Genomic DNA, 25,453 nt, shown 5'->3' with positions numbered 1-25,453 from the left:
GGCATTGCTGAGGCCCAGCATGGCGGGTGAACCCAGCCCCCGTGTCGTCTGCCTTGAACGAAACAGGCCCGCAACCACTGCCCCGTCGGCGCCAGGTCCAACTGCTCAAAGCCCTGGCCCTCGAGGCGGGGTGGCGCCATCTGGCCTGGCTGAGCGGACTGAGCTGCCTCAGCAGCCTGCTTGACATCGCCGGCCTCGGCCTGGCGGTGACGCTGCTGCTGGGGTCAGGATCCAGCACGGACACCGCACCCCTGATCAGCGGGCTTCCCGTTGCCGCGAGCCTCGGGCTGCTGGTGGGCCTGATCCTTCTGCGGGGTCTGATTCAAGCCCAGGTCGATATCAACCGAGAGCGGCTGCGCTCCGGCTTCACCGATCGGCTGCGCCAACAGCTGCTGCATCAGGTATTTGAAGCCTCGTCGGCGCAACTCGATCAGCTGGGGCGCGGCGAGCTGCTCGCCCTGTTGATGGCCGACATCAACCGCACGGCCCTGAGCCTGGACCAAGCGGTGCGGATGGGGCAGTCGCTGCTGGCCATGGGCATCTACCTCGCCAGCGTGGTGCTGGTGGGCCAGGCCACAGCCTGGCCGCTGTTGCTCGCCTTGCTGGCCACCACGGCAGCGGCCCTGCTGCAACGCTCCGGCAGTTGGGGACTCGGGCGGATCCAAAGCCGACTGAATACAGCCCTGCAGCGCACCGTCGGGGACGGGCTGCACGGGCTCAAGGCCCTGCGCGCCGCAACGGCGGAAGGCTGGCTGCTGCAGCGCTTCGCCAAGGAAACAGCGGAAGGACGCTGGCTGCTGCGGGAACGGGTGCGGCGTCGGGCCGGCTACAACGCCTGGCGCGACACCCTGGTGGTGGCCGTCGCCGGCGTGTGGATGCTGCTGCAAGGCGAGACCCTGACCGCCGAAACGCTCACCACCACCCTGGTGCTGGCCTACCGGGCCAGTGCGTCCCTGAGCACGGTGGTGCAGGCGCGCCGGCTCTGCCTGGGCAACCTGCCGGGCTATGAGGCGCTGCGCCAGCGGCGCGGTCAACTGGTCCCCCGCCAGGGCGACGCCAGCGACCGCACGATTGCTGATGCCAGCCTGACGACGCTCTCGACAGCGCGCTGGAATGAGCTGCACTGGAGCAGCGGTGCTGACACCTCCACAGGCCTGACGTCGCTTGACATGTACGCCAACGGGTTGGTGGCGATCACCGGGCCCTCCGGCAGCGGCAAGACGACGTTGATCGATCGCGTCTGTGGACTGCTCAACGAGGAAGACAGTCACTGGCAGCTGAACGGCGCCGGCAACACCTGGCGACTGAGCGGGCTGGCCGGGGCGCGGCAGATGCATCAGCTGATTGCCTACGCCCCCCAGAACGCGGTGCTGTTTGAAGCGAGCCTGCGCGAGAACCTGCTATTGGGGGCCGATCACCATCAGGACGCGATCGAAACCTGGCTGCAACGGTTGGGGCTGGCCCACCTGCTGGAACGCCCTGGCGGACTGGATGCACCGCTGGCCCTGGCGCAGGACCCCTTCTCCGGCGGAGAGATTCATCGGCTGGGGCTGCTGCGGGCCTGGCTGCGCGACAAGCCATTCGAAGTGCTCGATGAACCGACGGCTTTTCTGGATGCCAAAGCCGCTGAGCACGTGCGTTCGGTGATTCGCGAACGCGCCCAGCAGCGGCTGATGCTGATCAGCAGTCACGACTCAGAGCTGTTGGCCCAGGCCGATCAAGTGATCACCGTGACGCCGACCCCTGCATCGCCTCCAGCAGCGGCGCCAGCACGAACGTCCTGAGGTGCAGGCGGGGGTGAGGCAAGAGCAGCCGCGGGTGCTCCAGCCGGAACTCCCCCCAGAACAGCAGGTCTAGATCGAGGCTGCGGGGACCCCAACGCTGTTCCAGCGATCGGTCGCGGCCGAACTGCTGCTCCAACCCCTGCAGCGCATCCAGCAATTGCAGGGCGGCTGCCTCGCCCGGCGGGGCCTTCAGCCCCTCCACCAGCAGCACCGCATTGCAGTAACAGGGCTGATCGGGGGGGCCACCGACAGGGGTGGTGTCATGCAGCTCCGACCAGCGAAAACCAAGAGCCTGAGAGGACCAGACCTGCACCTGCTCCTCGAGCAGTGGCCTCACCGCCAGCAGCGTGGCGCGGGGTGATCCCACCGCACTGGATCGGTTGGCCCCCAGGGCAACCCCCAGGTCGTTGCCGGCAGTGGGCGCAACAGACACGCGCGAACTGACAGGAATGACATTGAATCTATGATGACGACATCTGATAACGCTGACTGCATGCGCACGATCATCGACCTCCCTGAGGACGAACGCGCTGTGCTCGATGCCCATTGTCGTCAGCGGGGCCTCTCCCGTGCCGCAGCGATCCGCGAAGCGCTGCACCTCTGGCTGCAACACCAGCACCCCCGATCCGCAGACGTGTTCGGCCTCTGGCGCGACCGCAACGCTGATGCCCTGACGCTCGAATCCGAGCTGCGGCAGGAATGGACGCGCTGATGCGACTGCTCCTCGACACCAATGTGCTGATCGACGTCCTGAAAGGAGAAACCACGGCACGCGACTGGCTTGAAGAGCAGCAGCAGCCCGCCGTCAGCGTGATCACCTGGATCGAAGTGCTGGTCGGCTGCCGCACCGCGGAAAGCCAGACCGTGGAAGCCTGGCTGGATTCCTTCGAGCGGCTTTCACTGGACCGCGACGTCGCGCGGGAATCTGTGCAGGCCCGCCGGCGGCATGGTCTCAAAGTGCCTGAAGCGATCATCCTGGCCACGGCCCGTTGCCATGGCCTGGCCCTGGCCACGCGCAACAGCAAGGACTTCCCCCTCAGCCTGGGCGACGTGCTGCACCCCTACTCACTCTGAACGCGGGGCATCAGCGAGACTGGCGCGCACATGCGGGCTGAACGCGTCCATGGTGGCAAGCGGTGTTGCGGTGACCGACGACCGGGCGACCCGAGCCTTTCCCCTGGCCGCCATCACAGGCCACGGCACCCTCAAGCTGGCGCTGTTGCTGGCGGCGGTTGATCCAGGCCTCGGCGGCGTGGTGATCGCCGGCGGGCGCGGCACCGGTAAATCCGTTCTGGCCCGTGGCCTCCATGCGCTGTTGCCGCCCATCGACATCCTCGATGTCGACAACGGCGTCGGTCGCAACCTCGATCCGCAGAACCCTGAGGAGTGGGATGACACCACCCGGGAGCGCATCAGCGGTGAGCCCCCCTCCAAGGTGATCCCAGCACCTTTTGTGCAGATCCCTCTGGGGATTACCGAAGACAGGTTGGTGGGTGCGCTGGATGTGGCCGCGTCCTTGGCCAGCGGCAGCGCCGTGTTCCAGCCGGGTTTGCTGGCGGATGCCCACCGCGGCGTGCTCTATGTCGATGAACTGAACCTGCTGGACGACGGCATCGTCAATTTGATGCTGGCGGCCGTGGGCAGCGGCGAAAACCGGGTAGAACGGGAAGGCCTCAGCCTCAGCCACCCCTGCCGGCCCCTGTTGATCGCCACGTACAACCCGGAGGAAGGCAACGTTCGCGATCACCTGCTCGATCGCTTCGCCATTGCGCTCTCGGCCAACCAAGTGGTGAGCACCGAGCAGCGGGTGGAGATCACCGGCGCCGTGCTCAGCCACGGCCAATGCAGCCGCAGCTTTGCTCAGAAGTGGGGCGAGGAGACCGATGCCCTGGCCACCCAGCTGCTGCTGGCTCGCCAGTGGCTGCCGGATGTGTTGATCAGTCGCGAGCAGATCGAATACCTCGTCACCGAGGCGATCCGCGGCGGTGTGGAGGGACATCGCTCCGAGCTTTACGCGGTTCGGGTGGCCCGGGCCCATGCCGCCCTCTCCGGCCGCGACACCGTGGAGGCCGACGATCTGCAGGTGGCCGTGGCTCTGGTGATCGCACCGCGGGCCTCCCAGATGCCGCCACCGGACCAGCAAATGGAACCACCGCCGCCGCAGGACCAGGAGCCTCCACCACCGCCCCAGGACCAGGGCGATCAACAGCAAGACAACCCGCCCCCACCACCGGAGGGCTCCGATGAGGAGGACAGCGATCCTCCTGAGGACAGCAACGACGACAACGACACGGAAGACGACGACGGTGACGGCGAAGAGGATCAGGCCCCTCCAGCCGTTCCCGAAGAGTTCATTCTCGACCCGGAGGCGATCGAGGTGGATCCCGATCTGCTGCTGTTTAATGCCGCCAAGGCCAAGAGCGGCAACAGCGGCAGCCGATCGGTGGTGCTCAGCGACAGCCGCGGCCGCTACGTGAAACCGATGCTGCCGCGCGGACCGGTGCGCCGCATCGCCGTGGACGCCACCCTGCGGGCGGCTGCGCCATACCAGAAGATCCGTCGAGAGCGAGAACCAGGCCGTTCGGTGATCGTGGAAGAAGGCGACCTCCGCGCCAAGTTGCTGCAGCGCAAGGCCGGCGCCCTGGTGGTGTTCCTGGTGGATGCCAGCGGTTCGATGGCCCTGAATCGGATGCAAAGCGCCAAGGGTGCCGTGATTCGACTGCTCACTGAGGCCTACGAAAACCGCGACGAGGTGGCCCTGATCCCCTTCCGCGGCGATCAGGCCGAGGTGTTGCTGCCCCCCACCCGCTCGATCACAGCCGCCCGCCGGCGGCTGGAATCGATGCCCTGTGGCGGTGGTTCACCGCTGGCCCATGGCCTCACCCAGGCGGCCCGCGTCGGCGCCAATGCACTGGCCACAGGGGATCTCGGCCAGGTGGTGGTGGTGGCCATCACGGACGGCCGAGGCAACGTGCCCCTGAGCACCTCCCTGGGCCAACCCGAGCTGGAGGGCGAGGAGAAACCCGACCTGAAGCAGGAGGTGCTGGACGTGGCCAGCCGCTACCGGATGCTCGGCATCAAGCTGCTGGTGATCGACACCGAGCGCAAGTTCATCGGCAGCGGCATGGGCAAGGACCTCGCCGAAGCGGCTGGAGGCAAATACGTGCAACTGCCCAAGGCCAGCGATCAGGCGATTGCGGCGGTGGCGATGAATGCCATCAACGACATCTGACGCTTCAACTGGCACGATATTTAGCCGATATCGCAACAAAATAGTTGCGATATCGTGCCTACTCGCTGGTTTCGGCGGGATACACCTCTGCAAACAATTCACCGAGACCGATGGTCACATTGCGCAGGCCGGCCATGAACGCCGGATCAGCTGTGAGATTGGCCACATCCCCTCCCACTGAATCGATCTTGGCCGTGAGCTCAGCAGCATTGGCTGCGGTCTGACGCAGCTCATTGAGGGTCTTAGGGTTGTCTAGAGCAGTCACGATGTTGTTCACATGCACCGATGCCTGCACCGCATTGGCAGTCGCGGCATTGAGGTTCTCGATCATGGGTTGGGCTCTGGCGATCTCCACCCGCAGCTGCTCCACAAGTGCGTCGATCTCCCGCGAGGTTGCATCAGCGTTGGTGAGAAACTTCGATGCATCGATCGCGGTCTGCTCGAACTGCTTGGTGGATTTGGCCAGGTTGGGCACCAACTGAGCGTCCTTCGCCTGGGACAGCAGCAACTGCAGGCTTTCGGTCACCGTGGTGAGGCTTGGGGCTTCCTGCCCCTGAATCGCGGCGCCATCACAGAGCTGACGACTCGTTTCGCAGCTGCCGGCCTGCGGCAGCGGTGCGCTCTCAGGAAGCGGGGTACCGCGACTCACCAGAGCCACCTGGGCATCTCCGCCGAGCAGGGAACCGGAGGCCACCGTGGCCGTCACCGGCAGGGCCAATCGCAGATCTCCCTTGTCGATCTCCAGTTCCGCAACCACCGCCTCAGGGGTGACCCGCACAGATCGCACCGACCCCACAAGGATGCCGCGATAAGTCACAGGCGAGCGTTCCGCCAGACCACCGGCATCACTGAACGATGCCGTCACAGTCCAATGGCCGGACCCCAGCCGGATGCCCCGCATCCACATCGCCGTGGCTGCAAAGCCAACAATGCCGCCGATCACGGTGAATCCAACAAGCGCGTCTCGAACACTGCGTCGCATGGCAATCAGTGTGAGGGCTGCATCGGTCCGCGCAGGCTACCGGTCCTGAACTGCTCGACATAGGGGTTGTCGGTCGTGCGGAACTCCTCCACCGAGCCAGACCACTGGAAGTGCCCCCCGTAGACCATCACCACCCGCTCTGCTGAACGCTCGATCGTGCTGCGCACGTGACTGACCACCACGGAGCAACCTTTCGCCACGGTGGTGGTCTTGACAATCAGATCCTCGATCCGGGTGCAGGCCACGGGATCCAACCCCGCCGTGGGCTCGTCATAGAGCAACAGTGGCATCGCCTCATCTCCCCGCTGCGGGTTGTCAATCAGCGCGCGGGCAAAGCTGACCCGTTTCTGCATGCCACCGCTCAATTCCCCGGGGTACTGGTGGGCGACATCAAACAACCCCACCGCTTCGAGGCAGGCCTCCACCCGCTCGCGGATCTCCTCCCGCGTCAGCTGCCCCTGTTCCCGCAGCAGGAAACCGACGTTCTGCTCCACCGTCAACGACGCCAGCAGAGCCGGGTTCTGGAACACCAGCCGCACATCGGGAGGGTCGGTCTGATCCAGCCGCAGGTAGGTCTGCGGTCGCTCAAACAGCCTTAATTCACCGCTCGTGGGCAGCTGCAGCCCTGCCAGCAGGCGCAGAACCGTTGATTTGCCTGCACCAGAAGGCCCCACCACCGCCAGGCGCTCCCCTGGCTGCATCACCAAACTGACGCGATCCAGCACCGGCCGGGCGCCCCACTGCATCGTCAGATCCCGCATCTCGACCACCGGCTGCTGGGACTGGCTCACGCGCTGGGACGAAAATCACATCCATCCTGGCGTGCCCCATCGGGCTCCGTACAGTTCAAACAACGACCGGACTCTCCGGCCCTTGCCGCCCGTCACACCGCACAGCAAACGTCGTCAAGCCAGGGTGCTGCGGGCCTATCGCCGGCGGGACCTGATGACGCGCTCCCAGCGGGCTGTCCGCTGGCTGCAACCGGGTCTGGTGGTCAAACGCTGGGTGCTGACCTCAGGGCTCGGCCTGATGATGGCCCTGCTGGGGGCCGCGGTCTGGGCGGATCTCAAACCGATCTACTGGATTCTCGAAACCCTCAGCTGGTTTCTGAGCACGATCACCACCGTGCTGCCGCGCGAAATCACCGGCCCGTTGGTGTTGATCGTCGGCACCAGCCTGGTGCTCTGGGGGCAGAGCCGCAGTTTCGGGGCGATCCAGCAGGCCCTCGCCCCAGACAAGGACACGGTGCTGGTAGATGCTCTCCGCACCCAGAGCCGCCTCAACCGCGGCCCGAACATCGTGGCCATCGGCGGCGGCACCGGTCTCTCGACCCTCTTGAGTGGCCTGAAGCGTTACAGCAGCCACATCACCGCCATCGTCACCGTGGCCGACGACGGCGGCAGCAGCGGCCGACTGCGGCGGGAGCTGGGGGTGCTTCCCCCCGGGGACATCCGCAACTGCCTTGCAGCGCTCTCCACCGAAGAACCCCTGCTCACCCGCCTCTTCCAGTACCGCTTCACCGCCGGCAGCGGGCTGGAAGGCCACAGCTTCGGCAACCTGTTCCTTTCTGCCCTGACGGCGATCACCGGAAATCTGGAAACCGCCATCACGGCCTCCAGTCGGGTGCTGGCGGTGCAGGGACAAGTGGTGCCCGCCACAAATGTGGATGTACGGCTCTGGGCGGAGCTCGAGAATGGTGATCGAATTGAGGGGGAAAGCAACATCGGCCATGCCCCCAGCCCGATCGTGCGGCTGGGCTGCCTGCCGGAACGTCCCCCAGCATTGCCCCGAGCCCTGGAGGCGATCGCCAGTGCCGATCTGATCCTGCTGGGCCCAGGCAGCCTCTACACCTCGTTGCTTCCCAACCTGCTGGTGCCGGAACTGGTCAGCGCCATCCGTAGAAGCCGAGCGCCTCGTCTGTACATCTGCAACCTGATGACCCAACCCGGGGAAACGGATGGCCTGGATGTGCGTGGACATCTGCGGGCGATCGAAGCACAGCTGGCCAGCCTCGGCATCGACCAACGGCTGTTCACAGCCGTCCTGGCTCAGGATGATCTGGACGATTCGCCCCTGGTGGAGCATTACCGGTCCCGCGGTGCTCAGCCCGTGGTCTGTGATGCGGACGATCTACGCAGTGACGGGTACGACGTCACCCAAGCTCCCCTTCAAGGAGCCAGACCAACCGCCACACTCCGACATGACTCACGCAGTCTCGCCCTGGCGGTGATGCGGTTCTACAGAGGCCATCGCCGTGAACGGGATCAGTAGGCGTCCTGCATTTCGTAGAAATCCGGCTGCACATAATCCTTGCGCAGCGGCCAACCCTTCCAGTCTTCCGGCATCAGCAGGCGTTTGGGGTGGGGATGGCCGTCGAATTGAATGCCATACATGTCGAATGTTTCCCGCTCCTGCCAGTCGGCACCGCGGAACAGTCCGTAAATCGAAGGAAGAACTGGTGTTCCTTCACGGCTGAGGAAGACCTTCAACCGCACTTCCCGCAATTGGGCTGCTGGGTCAGACGCCATGGCCTCCAGCTGCTCAGCCATGGCCAATAAGTGATAGAAGCAAACGAGGCGTTCGCCGGGGCCTTCGTCGTAACCGCCGTGGCACTGGAGGTAATCGAAACCATTGCTTTTCAACGCTGCAGCGATGATCGGAAGCACCGCAGCGTCAACACCGATCTGCTCGATGCCGACGTGATCGGGTTCGAGAGCCTGATGTTCGAAGCCCTGCTGCTGCAGCCACTGGCTCACAGGCCCCGCCGCAGGGGCGACAACCGCAGAGGTGTCCTCGGTGGAGGCAGGAGGAATCTTCGAGGTTTCGCTCATGACTCGACAGCTTCAAGTGCGGGGGTAAGAACGGCGGCATCGGTGGCCAGCGTCTGACCAGCGGGGGCGGCGGCAAGGGCAGCTTTCTGGGTCTCAGCCCGGAGATAGGAGCCGGTCACCTGCTCTTCAACACGCTTCATCTGATGGGAGACCGTGAAATAGCGGTGGGTCTGAACGTGCTTGCGACGCTCGGCGAGGGATTCATCGCCAACCTTCTTGCGCAGTTTGATCACCGCATCAAAAATTGCCTCCGGCCGCGGTGGGCAACCGGGCATGTAGAGATCAACGGGAATCAGCTTGTCCACGCCACGCACGGCAGTGGTGGAGTCGGCGCTGAACATGCCTCCGGTGATCGTGCAGGCGCCCATCGCAATCACATATTTCGGCTCGGGCATCTGCTCGTACAACCGAACAAGAGCTGGAGCCATTTTCATCGTCACCGTGCCAGCAACGATCAGGAGGTCGGCCTGACGTGGCGAACTGCGGGGAACCAGACCGAAGCGGTCGAAATCAAAGCGCGATCCCAGCAGCGCTGCGAATTCAATGAAGCAACAAGCCGTTCCGTAAAGCAGAGGCCAGAGGCTGCTGAGACGGGCCCAGTTGTGAAGGTCATCCAGGCTGGTGAGGATGACGTTCTCGCTCAGGTCACTGGTGACCGCAGGGGCACCGATCGGACCGCAGCTGGCTTCCCGCAAGTCGCGCACTGCAGTGATGGAAGGAGAGGTGAGATCTGACATAGCTAGCTCCACTCGAGGGCGCCCTTGCGCCAGGCGTAGGCCAAGGCGACCAACAGGATGGTGATGAAGATGAGCGCTTCGATGAACGCCAGGACCCCCAAGCGGTGAAAGGCCACGGCCCAGGGGTAGAGAAAGACTGTCTCCACGTCAAAAATGACGAAGACCAGGGCGAACATGTAATAGCGAATGTTGAACTGAATCCAGGCGCCACCGATGGGTTCCATCCCGGATTCATACGTGAGCTGGCGCTCCCCGGCGCGGCTCTTGGGCGCCAGGAATTTGTTGGTGATCAGAGCCAGGGCTGGAACAGCCGCAGCGATCAGCAAAAACCCGAGGAAGGCGTCGTAGCCTGGCAGGGCAAACATGAACGTCCCAGTACACAGCGGCAGTCTGGCATTCACTGCCAAGAGTTGACGCGGATAGAGTCAGCGCGCACAGCAATAAAGCGGTGAGCGACGAGCTTCAGCCGGCCGAACAGCCGCCGACAACGGACCAGCCGCCGGTTGCCGATGAGGCAAACACCGCTGTTGAGGCTCCCCCGGAAAGCGATCCACGCACCCACCGCTTCGAGTGCCGCAGCTGTGGATATGTCTACGACCCTGAAGAAGGAGTCAAGAAAGTGGGAATTGAGGCCGGTACAGCCTTTGACGATCTCGACCCGGCCGGCTTCCGCTGTCCGGTATGCCGCAGTCGTAAACCGGCCTTCCGAGACATCGGCCCCCGCACCAAAGCCAGTGGTTTTGAGGAGAACCTCAATTTCGGCATCGGAGTCAATCGCATGACCCCTGGTCAGAAAAACGTTCTGATCTTCGGTGGTCTCGCCCTGGCCTTCGCCTTCTTCCTCTCCCTCTATTCGCTCCGCTGAACGCCATGACGCGCTTCGTCTCTTCTGCGATCAATCTGCTGCTGGTGCTGGTGCTGGGGGTGAGCCTCAGTGGCTGCGTCACGACACGCCTGCCTGTCGCTTCCACCAGCCCTTGGCAGGCCCTCAACCTCGACACCGAGGCCAATCCCCTGGATGTGGCCTTCACGGATTCACGCCACGGCTACCTCGTGGGCAGCAACCGGATGATCCGTGAAACCAACGATGGAGGGGCCACCTGGAACGATCGCAGCCTTGATCTGCCCGAGGAAGAAAACTTCCGACTGATCAGCATCGACTTCAACGGCGACGAAGGCTGGATCGCCGGACAACCTGGACTGCTGATGCACACCAGCGATGGCGGTCAGAACTGGACGCGTCTGTTCCTCGACACCAAGCTGCCTGGTGAGCCTTACCTGATCACGGCACTGGGAAGCCACTCCGCCGAAATGGCCACCAACGTGGGGGCTGTCTACGAGACCCATGACGACGGCGGCAGCTGGGAGGCTCTGGTCACCGATGCCGCTGGTGCGGTGCGTGATCTGCGTCGCGGTGATGACGGCAGCTACGTGAGCGTGAGCAGCCTGGGTAATTTCTACGCCACCTGGCAGCCCGGGGACTCCGTCTGGCAGGTGCACCAGCGGGTGAGCAGCCAACGACTGCAGAGCATCGGCTACCAACCCGACGGCAACCTCTGGATGGTGGCCCGTGGGGCTCAGATCCGCCTGAACGACGAATCGGGGAACCTCGAAAGCTGGACCAAGGCGATCATCCCGATCACCAACGGTTATGGCTACATGGATATGGCCTGGGATGAAGACGGCGCGATCTGGGCCGGCGGCGGCAACGGAACCCTGCTGGTGAGTCGCGACGGTGCTGACAGCTGGGAGATCGATCCCGTGGGCGATCGCCAGCCCAGCAATTTCACCCGCATGGTGTTCGATTGGGATCACGCCTTCGTGCTGGGTGAGCGCGGCAACCTGCTGCGTTGGGTGGGCAACGCTGTGTAACCAAGGGCTCAGGCCTCACTCGGCGACCCGGCATCACCCCCTAAGATTGCTGGGCTGATACGCATGAGCTATGGCTGCAGGCTCTACAGGGGAACGCCCGTTCTTCGAAATCATCACGAGCATCCGCTACTGGGTGATTCACTTCGTGACTCTTCCATCGATCTTCCTTGCCGGGTTCCTGTTCGTGTCCACCGGCCTTGCCTACGACGCTTTCGGTACTCCTCGTCCGGATGCTTATTTCCAGGCCTCCGAAAGCAAGGCTCCTGTGGTGAGCCAGCGCTACGAGGGTAAATCTGAACTCGACGTCCGCCTGAAATAACCCATGTCACAGACCCCCGTCGCCACCACCCCACGCAACTACCCGATCTTCACGGTGCGTTGGTTGGCCCTTCACACACTCGGAGTTCCGACTGTGTTTTTCCTCGGCGCCCTCGCCGCGATGCAATTCATCCGTCGCTGATCAGCACCATGCAACGCAACCCCAACCCCAACAACCTGCCGGTTGAACTCAACCGCACCAGCCTTTATCTGGGCCTGCTGTTTGTGTTCGTCACCGGCGTGTTGATGTCCAGCTACTTCTTCAACTAAGGTTCGACCAATGAGTGGCAATAAGTCTCCCTTCCCCGATGGTCGAATTCCCGACCGCCTTCCTGATGGCCGTCCTGCAGTGCCCTGGCGCTCCCGCTGGACCGAAGGCGTTCTGCCCCTGTGGCTTGTGGCCACAGCCGGTGGTATGGCTGTTTTGTTTGTGGTCGGCCTGTTCTTTTATGGCTCCTATACCGGCGTCGGTTCCGCCTGATCTTCAGGTTGCGTTTGATTGTTCAACCGGCCTTCGGGCCGGTTTTTTTGTGGCCTCCTCTTCTCTTGTGGCCACGCTCTAGAGTCAGACCCCGTAAAAGTACCGGTACCACTCTGCGAACTGCGCCACACCAGCTTCAATCGCTGTTGAGGGCCTGAATCCCACCCAATCCTCCAATGCCTTGGTGTCGGCGGCCGTGGCCACGACATCACCTGGCTGCATCGGCTGGAAATCTTTGATCGCATCGCGACCAAGGGCCTGCTCCATCACCTCGATGAAACTCAACAGCTCCGTGGGCTGGCTGTTGCCGATGTTGAACACCCGGTGCGGCGCCGCCGCCGTTGCAGGATCAGGCTGCAGGGGATCGAAATCGGGGTTTGCTGTAGCTGGTTTATCGCAGCAGCGCAGCACTCCTTCCACGATGTCATCGATATAAGTGAAATCACGCTGCATCCGGCCATGGTTGAACACCTTGATCGGTTCACCCGCAAGGATCGCCCGGGCGAACAGCATCGGGGCCATGTCCGGCCGTCCCCATGGCCCATAGACCGTGAAGAAGCGCAGTCCGGTGGCCGGCACCCCGTAAAGGTGGCTGTAGGTGTGTGCCATCAGCTCATTGGCTTTCTTGCTGGCGGCATACAGGCTTACCGGGTGGTTGACCGGTTGGCGCTCGTGAAAGGGCAGGTTGCGGTTGCCGCCATACACAGAACTGCTGGAGGCATACACCAGGTGACCAACGTCGTGGTGACGGCAGCCTTCCAGGATGTGGCCAAACCCCACCAGATTGCTCTGGATGTAGGCCGCCGGGTTCTCCAGTGAGTAACGCACCCCTGCCTGGGCAGCCAGATTCACCACCACATCCGGACGCTCCTCGGCAAACAGAGCCGTCAACGCATCGCCGTCCTCAAGCGAGATCGGCTCGAACCGCCAGGCTCCTTTCGAGGCCGTGGCCTCGACCTGACGCAGACGCGCCTGTTTGAGGGCCGGGTCGTAGTAGCTGTTGAGGTTGTCGAGACCGACCACGCGCTCGCCGCGGGCCAGCAGTCGCTGAGAGAGCGCAGCGCCGATAAATCCGGCGGCACCGGTGACCAGGACCGTACGTGACATCAGTCTTCGCCGTCTCCAACCCGCCAAAGGGTCAAGCCTGCCGCCCGCACCACTGCGGGATCCGCCACGGCCCTGGCATCAAACAGCCAGGCCGGTTTGCGCATCCGTCCCGCCAGCTCCGCCCAGTTCAAATTCCTGTAGACGTTCCATTCCGTCAGGATCAGCACCGCATCCGCACCACTGACGGCCTCCTCAACGGACTCAGCCAAAGCCCAGCTGCCGGTTCCGCTGAGGACATCAGCCGCCGCTGCCGCCTCCTGCTTCAGGTCGCGGGCCATCTGGGCTGGCTCCACCTTGGGATCGTGGATGGCCAGCTGCGCCCCCTCCTCCAGCAGATCGCCGCAGATGCGGATCGCCGGCGCCTCGCGGGTGTCGTTGGTGTCGGCCTTGAAGGCAAACCCAAAAATGGCCAGGCGCTTGCCGGTCACCGTGCCGAACAGCTTCTGCACCACCAGCTGTGCGATCCGGTGCTGCTGCCAGGTGTTCAACGCCACCACGCTCTCCCAGTAGTCGGCCACCTCCGGCAAGCCGAAGTGCCGGCACAGATACACCAGGTTCAGGATGTCCTTCTGGAAGCAGCTACCGCCAAAACCCGGGCCGGCATTGAGAAACTTCGGGCCGATGCGGCTGTCGGTGCCGATCGCCCGGGCCACCTCCCGCACATCCGCGCCGGTGGCCTCGCAGAGTGCCGCGACGGAGTTGATCGAACTGATCCGCTGCGCCAGAAATGCATTGGCCGTGAGCTTCGACAGCTCACTGCTCCAGAGGTTGGTGCGCAGGATCTTCGCCTCGTCCACCCAGTGGCTGTAAACCGCCGCCAGCGCCTCGATCGATGCCGCGTCCTCGCCACCGATCAGCACCCGGTCGGGCGCCTCCAGATCCCGGATCGCTGTGCCCTCCGCCAGGAACTCAGGATTGGAAAGCACCGAAAAGCAGCGCTGCTGATCGTCCTCCTGCGCGGCCTCCAGGATCGTTTTGATCGCTGCAGCCGTGCGCACCGGCAGCGTGCTCTTCTCCACCACGATTGTGTGGCCGGTGGCTGCCTTCGCCACCGTGCGTGCACAGGCCTCCACCCAGCGCAGGTCACTGGCCTGACCCGCCCCCAGCCCCTTCGTTTTCGTCGGCGTGTTCACGGAAATGAACACCATGTCTGCTGACGCGACGGTGGCTTCAACCGCTGTGGAGAACGTCAAATTCCGTCCCCGGGCACGGCCCACCACGGCATCCAGCCCTGGCTCGTACACCGGCAGCCGACTCAGATCAGCATCATTCCAGGCGTCGATCCGCGCCTGGTTGATGTCCACCACCGTCACCTCGATCTCTGGGCAGCGGTCTGCGATCACAGCCATGGTCGGGCCGCCCACATAGCCGGCGCCGATGCAGCAGATCCGTTGAATCGTCACGCGCCGCGGTCCTCCTCCAGTGCAAGGACACTACGGAAGGAGTCGATCGTCGGTCCCAGCCCCTGCTCCAGTGACACAGTCGGCTGCCAGCCCAGCTGCTGCCTGGCCAGATCGATCAGCGGACGGCGCTGGCGGGGGTCGTCCTCCGGCACCGGTTTTTCGATCAGCGGCAGCTTTGGATTGATCCGCTGACGCACCAGTTCCGCCAGCTGACGGATGGTGAATTCATCGGGATTACCGAGGTTGATCGGGCCGGTGTCGGCACCATTCATCAGCCTGATCAGCCCCTCGATCAGGTCGCTGACGAAACAGAACGACCGGGTCTGGGAGCCATCGCCGTAGAGCGTCAAGGAGTCACCCCGCAGGGCCTGAACGATGAAATTGCCCACCACCCGGCCGTCATCAATCAGCATCCGTGGCCCATAGGTGTTGAAGATGCGGGCCACCCGCACCTCCACACCATTCATCCGCTGGTAGTCGAAACAGAGGGTCTCGGCGATGCGTTTGCCCTCGTCGTAACAGCTGCGAATCCCGATCGGGTTGACACAACCCCGATAGCTTTCCGGCTGGGGATGCACCTCCGGGTCGCCGTACACCTCACTGGTGCTGGCCAGCAACAGCCGCGCCCCCACCCGCCGGGCCAGGCCCAGCATGTTGTACGTGCCCAGGAAACTGGTTTTGGCCGTCTTGACCGGATTGGTCTGGTAGTGAATCGGCGACGCCGGGCAGGCCAGATGCCAGATCCGATCCACCTCCAGCCTGATCGGCTCGGTGACGTCGTGGCGGATCAGCTCGAAGCGGGGATGACCGATCCAGCGGGCGATGTTGCGCTTGCGGCCGGTGAAGTAGTTATCGAGGCAGATCACCTCATCGCCGGCCTCCATCAGCCGATCGATCAGATGGGAGCCCAGGAACCCGGCTCCACCGGTCACGAGGTGAATCCGCATCTCAAGGGGTGCGCAGCGTCTCCACGATCGCGGCAATGTCCGCAACTGCCCAGGACCGGTCCTCGCCCTCGTGCTGCAGTGGCTTGAGCCGCACCTCAGCCCGGGCTGCTTCGTCATCGCCCAGCACCAGAGCCCAACGGGCACCGCAACGATCCGCCCGCTTGAACTGCTTGCCGAAGGCGGAGCCCGACCCATCCAGCTCCACGGCCAGACCAGCAGCCCGCAGACCGCGCGTGAGGGTCAGCGCCATGGTTTCCGCCTGGTCACCACGGTTGATCACATAGGCATCAGGTGCGGACGTGGCCACCAGCCGCGCCGCTGCCCCATCCGGATCGGCCGTCGCCGCCGCCTCCAGCACCAGCAACAGCCTTTCCATACCCAAGGCCCAGCCGATGGCCGGCGTGGGGGCTCCACCCAGTTGAGCGATCAAACCGTTGTACCGCCCACCACCGCAGACGGTGGCCTGCGCCCCCAGTTGATCACTGGTGATCTCGAAGGCGGTGTGGCCGTAATAATCCAGACCCCGCACCAGCCGCGGATTGAGCCGGAAGGGAATGCCCAGGGCGGTCAGCCCCTGCTGAACCGCATCAAAGCGTTGCCGGCTCTCTGAGCTGAGGGCATCGGCCAGGGTGGGTGCCTGCTCGAGCAAGGCCTGGGTGTCCTTGTTTTTGGAATCGAGAATGCGCAGGGGATTGGTGCTGAGTCGGGCGCGGGAGTCGTCATCCAGTTGATCCAGCCGCTGCTCCAGCCAGGCCACCAGCGCTGTGCGGTAGGCCTGCCGATCCTCAGGCGTACCAAGACTGTTGATTTCCAGCTCGAGGCCACCAACGCCCAACTGAGCCAGCAGATCCCAGGCCAGAGCGATCACTTCCACATCGCTGCGGGCGCTCTCCGCCCCCAACCACTCCACACCGATCTGATGAAACTGACGCTGGCGACCGGCCTGTGGCCGCTCATAGCGGAACATCGGGCCGGCGTACCAAAGCTTCTGGGCGCCCTGGCTCAACAGGCCGTGTTGCAGCGCCGCCCGCACCACCGACGCGGTGCCCTCTGGCCGCAGTGTGCAGGCACGCTCACCGCGATCGGTGAAGCTGTACATCTCCTTGCCCACCACATCGGTGCCTTCGCCGATGCCACGGCAGAACAGATCGGTGGTTTCCAACAACGGTGTTCGGATCTCGCCGAAACCGGAGCGGCGGAAATGCTCCCGGGCGACTGCTTCGACGGCCTGCCAGCACTGCAGAGTCTCCGGCAACAGATCCACCATGCCCCTGAGGCTCTGCAGCTGACTCACGACACCGGGTGCTGGTTCAGCGGACCAGTCTGCCCGTCAATGCTCAGATCAGCCCCTCCACCTGCTCCAGGGTGAGTCCCTCCAACAGGGTGGTGCCACGATCAGTCGCGAGAAGGACGCCAGAAACAGCCGAAGTCAACGTTGGCTCGAGGCCTGCAGGCAAGAGCAGAACGTCTCCTTCAAGAGGATCAAGGTCGACGATGCGGTCGTCTCCTTTGCTGATGCGGAAACTGTCCGCACCAGCGCCCCCAAGAATCAAATCATCACCAGGACCACCATTCAGGCTGTCTGCGCCGGGACCACCCCTGAGCTCGTCAGGGCCACCACGACCACGAATCACATCATCACCCTCATCACCGAGGAGCAGTTGTGCGCGACGGCCACCGTCGATGTCATCGTTACCACCTCCAGCGGAGACATAACCTTTGCGATCTCCAGCTGCGATGCGGTCATTGCCAGCACCAGCCCGGATGACTTCTCTGAACCTTCCGTGGGCAAATCCGGTTGGGATATCTGCAGTTGTCGTGGCATCAACCCGGGATAGTTGGCGTGGGCTGAAGGAATCATCTGACTGCAAAACATCGGCGATCCAACCCTCGTCAGGGTCTAGAAGCTGATAGCTAGAAGTGATGTGTTCTTCGTGAAAGGTAATATCAAGGAAACCCCTCCGACTTAAGTCTGTATATTTTAAACCTTCTGTGTAACTTAAAAATATTGGCTCGAGACCTGGGGCAATGTATGTTTCTATTCCTGGAGCAGAAACTCCTGGAGTGGCAAATTCAATGCCGACCACTTGGCCAGGCATAGCCGCACCTGTACTCATCGCGTCCAGCACACCTACCCATGCGTTGTGTGTATCACCAGCAAGGGAAACTAACTTTTTACCGAGACCGGCTGCCGTTTGAAGAATGGTTTCTCTCTCAACGCCGTAGCCATCCCAAGCATCAAGGTTGTATGGAATCTTAGTAGCTTCATCAAACAAAGCCAACTCGTCTTGATTCAGGGGCTGTCCAGTCGCCAACTTTTCAAGGGGGGCCGAATACTTCGCCAGAACATCTGGATCCGTGGCATTCAGCAGCAGCTCAGCTGGTATAGCCATTGACTGCATTAAGACCTGCTGACCAAGCACCTGCCAAGCAGCATCAGACCCGGCCAAGCCACTCTGGAGCCAGGACTGCTGGTCTTGACCAAGGAGATTTCGAGATGGATTCGTCCACCCATCGGCAACAGTCGCCGCAACCAACTCCAGGGTCACTGGATCGATCAAGGCTGCAGATAAAGCGTTGACGCCATCAAGGTCCTCCGCTGAAACGGGGGGAGCAACACCCAGAGACTCGGCGTAGGAAGCTAATAGCAGTGGATCCGCGAGTATGTCCCCAATTCGAGCGGCGACAGCGTCAGAATTTGGATAAGCAAGCTGCTCATCCCTTGCCGTAAGCCTAGTCTCAAGTACATAAAGAGTAACAAGATCAGCCAGGTCAAAACTGCGAAAACCCTGAGTCAGAGGCGAATCATCCGTCCCCAAATCAACATCCCGACGCAAAGCAGGCTCTCGAATCGGCATCCACTCGTAGTAAGCCTGCAGAGCAGCATCACGACGAGAGGCCCAATCACCCTCGACTTCAGACTGGTGATTTTCAGCACCTCCTAACCAACTGTCATTAGCAGTTTCGTGGTCGTCCCAGATCGAGACCATTGGAGCAGATGCATGCATTTCACGTAAACCAGCATCACTGTGGTACTGCGCATAACGCTGTCTATAATCGTCAAGACTCAGCAACTCGCTATCGGGCTCAAAGCCACGGTTTTCAACAGCAGACTCTGCGCTCGGATAACCGCCTTGACCATATTCATAAATATAGTCGCCAACATGTAAAATAATATCGTAGGGCTGCTCAGCATCGATTTCCGCGACTCTTCGATAGGTCTCAAAAAATTCCGTATTTGTAAAATTAGCGCATGACAAAACTGCCATACGGACTGAAGCAGCCTTATCAGGCAACGTACTGGCGTGACCTACAGGAGATACCACCCCATCCACTTCGAAGCGGTAGTAATAGTCTTCACCAGCCTGCAATCCCTCGGGAAGTGCCTTGACAGTCCAATCTCGATCCGAACTTGTGGAAATCGTTCCCGAATCCAAAATTGTACGTTTTTTAAATTTCGGACTTGAAGAGACTTCCCAGTTCACAGATGCAGACGAGCCATCCACATCAGACACGCGTGACCAGATCACAAAGGAATCCTGATAGGGATCACCCGAGGCGACACCATGCCGAAAGGATGCAGTCACGATTTTTCTTCAGACTTTGTTAATTCTGGATAGGACAAAGCCAAAGCGATGTCGCCCAGATTTCAAATCAATGTCTCGACGACAACCAACTTCTCAAACAGTTCTATCCCCACTTCGTTCAAGCGTTAATACTGCCGCTGGCCACCAAATCGATCAGGGCCAGCTGACGTTGAACACAAACGTCAAGGTCATAGCTGCGTTCCACCGTGCGTCTTGCCTCTGCTCCGAAAGATGCTGCCCGGTCGCGATCCCGCAACAGCTCGGACACCGCTGATGCCAGATCGGCCGGAGAGAAGAAATCCACCAGCAGACCATTGATGCCGTGGCGGATCACCTCCCGAACTGGAGCCGTGTCGGAACCCACAACGGCACAACCACAGGCCATCGCCTCAAGCAAGCTCCAGCTCAAGACGAACGGATAGGTGAGATACACATGGCAGGCGCTCAACTGCAGCAACAGCAGGAACTGCTCGTAAGGCAGTGTCCCTGCAAAATGCACCCCGCTCGGGTCGTAGTGCCCCTCGATCTCAGCCAGGAATTGATCCTTCCACTCACCGTCGGGACAGGGGGACCCATAACTGACACCCTTGGTTTCACCGACGATCACAATGCGTGCATCCGGTGACTGGCGCTGAAGATCGGGGATCGCCCGCAGGAAGGTATGGCAGCCCCGGTAGGGCTCCAGACTCCGATTCACAAAGGTGATGATCGACTGACCTTTCTCCAGAACGGTTCCATCCGGGAGAGTCAGCGGCCTTGGATTGGCCACCGGTGCTGCGCGCCTGGTGTCGACACCGTCATGGATCACGCTGATGCGGCGCTGCCAATGCTCCGGAAAGCTGCTGGCCTGAAAATGGGTGGGCGACACATGCCAGTCCGCCTGTTCCAGGGTGAGATGCAAGTAAGCATTTTTCATATTGAGGCGGGCCTGCTCCTGCCAGGACCAATCCCGGTCGAATTCGGGATCGAAATTGGAATCAAACCCGTGAGCTCGATAAAAAAACTCCTCGTAACAAAGCAGCGGTGAGTCCGGCCAAATCGCTTTGAGGAAAAGGGCTTCACCCCAGCCTGGATGAGCACAGATGAGATCAGGCGTGAATCCTTTGGCTTTCAGTTGTTCCGCCGCCCGTGCACAGCCCTCAGCCCTGATGATCTTCGTTTCTGTTTCCATCACCAAAGGATGAATCCCCTTGGTGTTGCCCCGTTCCAGGGGGTAGCGGAAGTACTGCAACTCTTCCGGTAAAGGTCGGTTGGCATCCAAGGCATTGATGCCGAGGGCCACGATCTGGTGCTGGCCCTGTTGAGCGAGTCTCTGAACGATGTGAACGTATTGACCCGGGAAGTTCTGATGAACAAACAGGATTCGCATCTGGCTCAGAGGCGCTGAAGCGACTCGGCTTTGTCCTGGAACTCACCCAGCAGCAGTTGCAGGTAAGAAACCTTGCGCAACTTGATGTTGGCCGTCAGGCTCATGCCGACTTGCAGTGGCAGCGTTGTACCGCTTTTCAGCTGCAGCTTCTGCTGATCGAGCTTCACAGTGACAGGGAAACTGAGCTCCTGACGCTGCTCCTGGGGATCGGGTGGCAGAGCATCAGATCCGATGCGCGTCACCTTTCCCTCCAGAACCCCAAAATCCGTTGATGGATAGGAATCGATGCTGATATCCGCTTTCATGCAACTCTCCAGATCCTTGGGGCATCCGGGAGGAACCGTCACGAAGCCGATCTTGTTGCTCGGTACTTCCACTTTCGCTTCCAGCGAGCCGTAGGGAACAACCTTCATGACCGTCTGGGTGGACTGGGCGGTGAAGCCCGTGGCTGTTGGCTTGAGATCGAAAACCACACCATCCACCGGAGACTTCAGCTGTTGGTAGCGCAGGGTGACCCTTGCTTGAGCCAGGCGGCCGCGCAGGTCGGCCACTTCTGTGTTGAACTGTGCCACCTGCTGATCGAGAAGCGCCAACTGCCGTAAACGATCCGCCTTGGTCTGCATCAGACGACCGCGGGTTTCCTCAACAGAGTTCTGCTGGCTGAGATATTGCAGCTCGGAGGTGGCACCGGCCTCCTCCAATTCCTCAAAACGCTCAAGAATCTCACTTTGAAGTGCGAGGTTGTTCTCAAGCATTTGCACCTCCTCGTTATTCACCTGGAGATAGCGCTGCTTTTCCTCGGCCTTAAGCCGGAGCTGCTCCTGTTTGAGCTTGATCGTTTTCTCCAGGCTGAGGCGCTGTTCTTCGCTGGCTTCGGTGTCCAATTTCATCAACACCTGCCCTGCCTTCACGGCATCGCCTTCCTGTACCAGGATCTGGTCCGCCACACCACCCACGGGCATCTGGATGTCCTGCACAGAACCGACAGGCTCAAGCTGACCTGGGGCGACGACTATCTCCTCGGTGCGAGCCAAGGCAAGCCAAGCCACGCCAAATACTGTCGTGCCGATCATCGTCCAGGTGACGGTCTTCATCCAGAACCGACCCTGCTGCAGCACCGATTCGTCGTAGTTGACGAGGTCTGAGCTGTCCTGGTTCGTAGGAGACGTCTGACGCTGGAATGGATTGAGCTTCATGGTCAGGTGCTCTCCTGCTGGCGATAAAGGGCGTAGTAGCGACCTCGATGCTTCATCAGGTCCTCATGGGTGCCGACTTCGACCACGGCACCTTGGTGAAGCATCACGATCACATCGGCCTGACGGATCGTGGACAGGCGGTGCGTAATGAAAAACACCGTCTGGTCATCCAGATTCTCGAGCAGGTTGTCGCAGACCTTTCTCTCCGTTTCGTAATCAAGGGCGCTCGTGGCTTCGTCCATCACCAGCAACTTGGGATTGCTCAGCAAGGTCCGCGCGATCGCCACCCGTTGACGTTGGCCGCCACTGAGGGAAGCCCCCCGTTCACCCACAGGAGTGCTGTAGCCACTGGGCAGATCCATGATGAAGTCGTGGGCATTGGCCAGGCGGGCTGCCCGAACAATCTCCTCACTGGACGCTTCCGGATTGGTGAGAGCAATGTTCTCGCTCACCGTTCCGCTGAACAGGAGTGGGTCCTGGGGAACGATTCCAATCTGTCGGCGCAGTGAATAAAGCTCAACCTTGGCGATGTCGTAGCCATCGATCAAAATCCTGCCTTCTCCCGGCTCATAAAGACGCGGCAGGAGCTTCATCAGGGTGCTCTTGCCACTGCCGCTCTGGCCAACGATTCCAACGAACGTGCCGGCCTTGATCTCGAGGTTGATGTCCTTCAACACCTCAGGTTGACCAGGTCGGAACCGGAAGGAAAGACCCTCGAACCGCACCTCCCCGTGCAACGGCGGCAACATCACCTTTGACTTATCCACCTCATCGGATTCCTCCGGGGTGTCGATCACGTCAGCAAGACGCTCGAAACTCACCCGTAGTTCCTGGATGTTCTGCCAGATCGTCGACAACCGCAGCAGTGGCTGAGTCACGTAGCCAGAAATGATCCGGAAGGCGATCAACTGGCCCAGGGTGAGGTCACCGCTCAACACCATCGAGGCTCCGATCCACAGCACCATCAGCTGCGAAATCTTCTGCAGAACCTGGCTGGTTTGATTCAGAGCCGTACCGGTAATCGTCTTCTCAAACGTGCGAGCGATGTATTGCGAGTAGAACTCTTGCCAGCGCCAACGGCTGACCATTTCCACGTTCTGAGCCTTAACGGTCTGAATACCAGTGAGAACCTCAACCAGATGGCTCTGGGTTTTGGCATTTTCTTCAGCAGCAGCACGGAACTGCCGGCGGAACAGCGGAGCTCCCAGCACGGTGAGACCGATCTGAATCGGCAACACAGATAGGGCGATCAAGGTCAGCAACCAGCTGTAGATCACCATCACCATGATGTAGATCACCGAGAAGGCGGCATCCAGGATCGTGGTGAGCGCCTGACCCGTGAGGAAGTTGCGGATCTTTTCCAGCTCAGCCACCCGGGTGCCGAGCTCACCCACCGGGCGGCGATCGAAATAGCCAAGGGGAAGACGCAGCAGGTGATCGATCACTTCGGCACCGAGGCGCTGATCAATGCGGTTGGTGGTTTCGGCGAAGAGGAACGTTTTTAGGCTGCCCAGCACCCCTTCCAGGATGGTCACCATCACCAGGGCAATGCCCAGCACTTGCAACGTGTCCAGACTGCGTTGGCTGATCACCTTGTCGATGATCACCTGGATCAGCAGGGGGTTGGCCAGGGTGAACAGCTGCACCACAAAACTGGCGGCCAACACCTGAATCAGCACCCCGCGGTAGCGCTTGAGCGCAGGCCAGAACCAGCCAGGACCGAACTTCTGATCAGGGGTGGCATTGGAGCGCTCCATCAGAAGCAGCTCGATCCCCTCAGGGAAACTTTCAGCTAATTGATCGGGAGCAACCGTGACCATGCCGTGTTTCGGCGAAGCGAGCCTCAGGCCCTGTTCGCTGCTGGCCACCACCAGAGCAAAACCCTGTTTCCAGGGAAGCATCGATGGAACCTGGAGGCGGGTGCCTGATACGGAAGGCACCTTGGCTGCCATGACGTGCAGACCCAAGCTGGCCGCCAATTGGCCGCAGAGCTGAAGATTGGGCGTCAGCCCACGCCGCAGGTTGTCCTGCAGCACTTTCTCAATTGAATCGCGCCGAAACGGCAGCTTCATCAATTGGGCCAGCATCTGGAAGCAGGCCAGCGTTTCCTGGATCGGGCCTTCAGCACGGATCAGCCTCAGGCTGTCCACCACATTGCGCTCAGGGCTGTAACGACTGACTGGAGGCAGCAGTTCAGCCTTCTTCACAGCATTCGCTGGCACGAGATCGCCGCCCGGCTCCTTCTCAGCGCTGTCCGCTGATAAACCGGGAAACAACACCAGGCGTTGACGGAACCGATCCGAATCCGGAATGTCAGACACCGCTTGGATCGACTGCCCTAAGGAGGCGTGTCCCCAGCAACTTGTGAGATAAAGACGACCTCCCGTCGCTAGAGCTGCGTCAATCGCCTCCGCGTCTGGCAGACAACGCTTGACGCTCTTCAGAGCCTGCTCCAGTTTCTCGAGAGCTGAGCTGTCGGTTTCCGCTGTTCCCTCCTCAAGGACCTCCAGCAGCGCGAGGAGCTCCTGGGGCCACAACTGCTGATCACACCACTGGCGGAAGGATTCTTCCTCGCTGTACAGCTGAGTCCACTGCTCATCGGAGATCGCACAGGCGATCACTTCATCCGATGCAATCACGTTTTCGCACGGGCTACCGCACAGGAGGCTTGCGGCACCGATCAAGCTGCCCGGGCCGAACTTGCCAACGGTGGTGAGGCGACCGTTGTGACGCCCCACCAGACGTGCCTGACCTTGGAGCAGAACCAGGATCCTGGCCGGGATGTCATCCGGCTCACACAGCTGCTGACCCAGTTCGAACCGCAGCAGGCTCGAAGAGTCCTGCAGCCGCAACAAAGCAGCATCAGATACGCCCTTGAAAGCAGGGTGCTTCAGCAGGGGGAAGGGAGGGGACTGGGTCATCAGGAAACGCTGAAGTCGCTGTATTCGGCTTCAAGCCGGCTCAAGGTACTGGCTGTTTCCTCGGCGATCCATGCATCGAACATCTCCCGGCACATTTGATCGGAGATCTCCGGCGTGAATGTGGCCGGGGAATAGCGCTCCAGTCGCACCACCAGCCACCAATCGGCAATGCGAAATGGCTCCAACAGCACCCCGGGTTGCGCAACTCGGAGCTTTTCAACCAGGACTGGATGGGCCTGGGTCAAAGAGACCGGCCCAACGATGCCGTTGGTGTTGCGTTCAGGACCCTCCGCATAGCGCTTGGCAAGGTCCGCAAAGTTGGATTCCCCAGACTCGATTTGCAGATACAACTCACGGGCCAGGAAATTGTTGGACAACCGCAGCAGGCTGTACACCACTTGATCGAGCTCGTTCTTGCGCTCGAGGAAACGAGCTTCAGCCTTGGGAGCAAATTGCTCTCTAATGTATCCCTGGCGACGGATCACCCGTTCGAGCCGATCCATCACCTCATCGTTGGATCGACCCAAAGCCGCGAGCATCTCGGGCCACTGATCCATTGTTTCGAAGCCCCGTTGCTCGAGGAGCTCGAGCTTGGCTCTGTTGAGAGCTTCTTCAGGAACCGACATGCCAGAAATGGCTTCGCTGGTGATCATCTGCTCCACCAACGGCTGGAGGAGGTTGTAGCG

The 25,453-nt window shown here is 61.4% G+C and carries 26 protein-coding genes; 11 read left to right on the top strand and 15 right to left on the bottom strand.

Annotation, left to right across the window (positions count from 1 at the left end; genetic code table 11):
- Positions 1-26 precede the first annotated feature (26 nt).
- A complete protein-coding gene (locus TX72_RS01080) occupies positions 27-1,784 on the top strand; it encodes an ATP-binding cassette domain-containing protein (RefSeq protein ID WP_011127093.1) in 1,758 nt (585 codons plus the stop codon).
- Here the strand turns inward: TX72_RS01080 and folK are convergent.
- Positions 1,726-2,217, bottom strand: coding sequence for a 2-amino-4-hydroxy-6-hydroxymethyldihydropteridine diphosphokinase (gene folK, locus TX72_RS01075; protein WP_011127092.1), 492 nt, complete (start codon positions 2,215-2,217; stop codon positions 1,726-1,728). The genes TX72_RS01080 and folK overlap by 59 nt on opposite strands.
- 60 nt (positions 2,218-2,277) lie before the next feature.
- Here folK and TX72_RS01070 point away from each other — a divergent pair, with 60 nt between their 5' ends.
- From TX72_RS01070 to bchD, 3 genes are read left to right on the top strand one after another with little or no spacing between them, the layout of a single operon-like run.
- The gene (locus tag TX72_RS01070; protein WP_042502788.1) at positions 2,278-2,496 is read left to right on the top strand and encodes a ribbon-helix-helix domain-containing protein; all 219 of its coding nucleotides are present in this window, start codon (positions 2,278-2,280) and stop codon (positions 2,494-2,496) included.
- On the top strand, positions 2,484-2,858 hold the full coding sequence (locus TX72_RS01065) for a type II toxin-antitoxin system VapC family toxin (RefSeq protein WP_011127090.1): 375 nt from the start codon (positions 2,484-2,486) through the stop codon (positions 2,856-2,858). Before TX72_RS01070 ends, TX72_RS01065 begins: the two co-directional genes overlap by 13 nt.
- Positions 2,859-2,907: 49 nt before the next feature.
- Positions 2,908-5,016, top strand: a complete 2,109-nt coding sequence (gene bchD, locus TX72_RS01060) for a magnesium chelatase ATPase subunit D (RefSeq protein ID WP_011127089.1) — start codon at positions 2,908-2,910, stop codon at positions 5,014-5,016.
- A 58-nt stretch (positions 5,017-5,074) separates the two neighbouring features.
- Here bchD and TX72_RS01055 read toward each other — a convergent pair whose 3' ends face one another.
- Positions 5,075-5,998 carry an MlaD family protein gene (locus TX72_RS01055; protein ID WP_011127088.1) on the bottom strand — a complete coding sequence of 308 codons (924 nt, stop codon included), beginning with the start codon at positions 5,996-5,998 and terminating at the stop codon, positions 5,075-5,077.
- 5 nt (positions 5,999-6,003) lie between these two features.
- Positions 6,004-6,759, bottom strand: a complete 756-nt coding sequence (locus tag TX72_RS01050; protein WP_011127087.1) for an ABC transporter ATP-binding protein — start codon at positions 6,757-6,759, stop codon at positions 6,004-6,006.
- A 184-nt stretch (positions 6,760-6,943) separates the two neighbouring features.
- Between TX72_RS01050 and TX72_RS01045 the strand changes: the two genes are divergently transcribed.
- Positions 6,944-8,269: a gluconeogenesis factor YvcK family protein gene (locus TX72_RS01045; RefSeq protein ID WP_011127086.1), complete on the top strand. Its 1,326-nt coding sequence runs from the start codon at positions 6,944-6,946 to the stop codon at positions 8,267-8,269.
- Here TX72_RS01045 and TX72_RS01040 read toward each other — a convergent pair.
- From TX72_RS01040 to TX72_RS01030, 3 genes are read right to left on the bottom strand one after another with little or no spacing between them, the layout of a single operon-like run.
- Positions 8,263-8,829: an NAD(P)H-quinone oxidoreductase subunit J gene (locus TX72_RS01040; protein WP_011127085.1), complete on the bottom strand. Its 567-nt coding sequence runs from the start codon at positions 8,827-8,829 to the stop codon at positions 8,263-8,265. The two genes, TX72_RS01045 and TX72_RS01040, sit on opposite strands and share 7 nt — an antisense overlap.
- Positions 8,826-9,566: an NADH-quinone oxidoreductase subunit NuoB gene (nuoB, locus tag TX72_RS01035; protein ID WP_011127084.1), complete on the bottom strand. Its 741-nt coding sequence runs from the start codon at positions 9,564-9,566 to the stop codon at positions 8,826-8,828. Before nuoB ends, TX72_RS01040 begins: the two co-directional genes overlap by 4 nt.
- A 2-nt stretch (positions 9,567-9,568) precedes the next feature.
- On the bottom strand, positions 9,569-9,931 hold the full coding sequence (locus tag TX72_RS01030) for an NAD(P)H-quinone oxidoreductase subunit 3 (RefSeq protein ID WP_011127083.1): 363 nt from the start codon (positions 9,929-9,931) through the stop codon (positions 9,569-9,571).
- 83 nt (positions 9,932-10,014) lie between these two features.
- On the opposite strand from TX72_RS01030, the gene TX72_RS01025 reads away from it, so the two are divergent.
- From TX72_RS01025 to TX72_RS01000, 6 genes are all read left to right on the top strand, one after another.
- A complete protein-coding gene (locus tag TX72_RS01025) occupies positions 10,015-10,431 on the top strand; it encodes a rubredoxin (RefSeq protein WP_011127082.1) in 417 nt (138 codons plus the stop codon).
- Positions 10,432-10,436: 5 nt separating this feature from the next.
- Positions 10,437-11,438 (top strand): photosynthesis system II assembly factor Ycf48, encoded by a 1,002-nt coding sequence (locus tag TX72_RS01020; RefSeq protein WP_011127081.1) that lies wholly within the window; start codon positions 10,437-10,439, stop codon positions 11,436-11,438.
- Positions 11,439-11,508: 70 nt separating this feature from the next.
- Positions 11,509-11,757, top strand: coding sequence for a cytochrome b559 subunit alpha (gene psbE, locus TX72_RS01015; RefSeq protein WP_011127080.1), 249 nt, complete (start codon positions 11,509-11,511; stop codon positions 11,755-11,757).
- Between the two features lie 3 nt (positions 11,758-11,760).
- Entirely contained in the window at positions 11,761-11,898 is a 138-nt protein-coding gene (psbF, locus tag TX72_RS01010) for a cytochrome b559 subunit beta (RefSeq protein WP_011127079.1), read from the top strand.
- 8 nt (positions 11,899-11,906) lie between these two features.
- Entirely contained in the window at positions 11,907-12,026 is a 120-nt protein-coding gene (gene psbL / locus TX72_RS01005; RefSeq protein WP_011127078.1) for a photosystem II reaction center protein PsbL, read from the top strand.
- 10 nt (positions 12,027-12,036) lie between these two features.
- Positions 12,037-12,237, top strand: a complete 201-nt coding sequence (locus TX72_RS01000; RefSeq protein ID WP_011127077.1) for a photosystem II reaction center protein J — start codon at positions 12,037-12,039, stop codon at positions 12,235-12,237.
- 84 nt (positions 12,238-12,321) lie between these two features.
- Here the strand turns inward: TX72_RS01000 and TX72_RS00995 are convergent, their stop codons facing one another.
- From TX72_RS00995 to TX72_RS00955, 9 genes are all read right to left on the bottom strand, one after another.
- Positions 12,322-13,344 (bottom strand): NAD-dependent epimerase, encoded by a 1,023-nt coding sequence (locus TX72_RS00995; protein WP_011127076.1) that lies wholly within the window; start codon positions 13,342-13,344, stop codon positions 12,322-12,324.
- Positions 13,344-14,747: a nucleotide sugar dehydrogenase gene (locus TX72_RS00990; RefSeq protein ID WP_011127075.1), complete on the bottom strand. Its 1,404-nt coding sequence runs from the start codon at positions 14,745-14,747 to the stop codon at positions 13,344-13,346. The genes TX72_RS00995 and TX72_RS00990 overlap by 1 nt, the downstream gene beginning before the upstream one ends.
- On the bottom strand, positions 14,744-15,694 hold the full coding sequence (locus TX72_RS00985; RefSeq protein ID WP_011127074.1) for a UDP-glucuronic acid decarboxylase family protein: 951 nt from the start codon (positions 15,692-15,694) through the stop codon (positions 14,744-14,746). Before TX72_RS00985 ends, TX72_RS00990 begins: the two co-directional genes overlap by 4 nt.
- A gap of 1 nt (position 15,695) precedes the next feature.
- Positions 15,696-16,988, bottom strand: a complete 1,293-nt coding sequence (gene hisS / locus TX72_RS00980; RefSeq protein ID WP_011127073.1) for a histidine--tRNA ligase — start codon at positions 16,986-16,988, stop codon at positions 15,696-15,698.
- A 43-nt stretch (positions 16,989-17,031) separates the two neighbouring features.
- The gene (locus TX72_RS12775) at positions 17,032-19,281 is read right to left on the bottom strand and encodes an alkaline phosphatase D family protein (RefSeq protein ID WP_011127072.1); all 2,250 of its coding nucleotides are present in this window, start codon (positions 19,279-19,281) and stop codon (positions 17,032-17,034) included.
- 118 nt (positions 19,282-19,399) lie between these two features.
- Positions 19,400-20,650: a glycosyltransferase family 4 protein gene (locus TX72_RS00970; protein ID WP_011127071.1), complete on the bottom strand. Its 1,251-nt coding sequence runs from the start codon at positions 20,648-20,650 to the stop codon at positions 19,400-19,402.
- Positions 20,651-20,655: 5 nt separating this feature from the next.
- Positions 20,656-21,846 (bottom strand): HlyD family secretion protein, encoded by a 1,191-nt coding sequence (locus tag TX72_RS00965; RefSeq protein ID WP_011127070.1) that lies wholly within the window; start codon positions 21,844-21,846, stop codon positions 20,656-20,658.
- A gap of 2 nt (positions 21,847-21,848) precedes the next feature.
- Positions 21,849-24,767 carry a peptidase domain-containing ABC transporter gene (locus tag TX72_RS00960; RefSeq protein ID WP_011127069.1) on the bottom strand — a complete coding sequence of 973 codons (2,919 nt, stop codon included), beginning with the start codon at positions 24,765-24,767 and terminating at the stop codon, positions 21,849-21,851.
- Complete coding sequence (locus TX72_RS00955; RefSeq protein ID WP_148228738.1) at positions 24,767-25,420, bottom strand: peptidylprolyl isomerase; 654 nt, start codon at positions 25,418-25,420, stop codon at positions 24,767-24,769. Before TX72_RS00955 ends, TX72_RS00960 begins: the two co-directional genes overlap by 1 nt.
- Positions 25,421-25,453 lie beyond the last annotated feature (33 nt).

Origin of the sequence: Parasynechococcus marenigrum WH 8102 (assembly GCF_000195975.1) — a bacterium.
Classification (GTDB): Bacteria; Cyanobacteriota; Cyanobacteriia; order PCC-6307; family Cyanobiaceae; genus Parasynechococcus; species Parasynechococcus marisnigri.
Note: the sequence above shows the minus strand (reverse complement) of the source record. Positions and strands in the feature narration are given on the sequence as shown.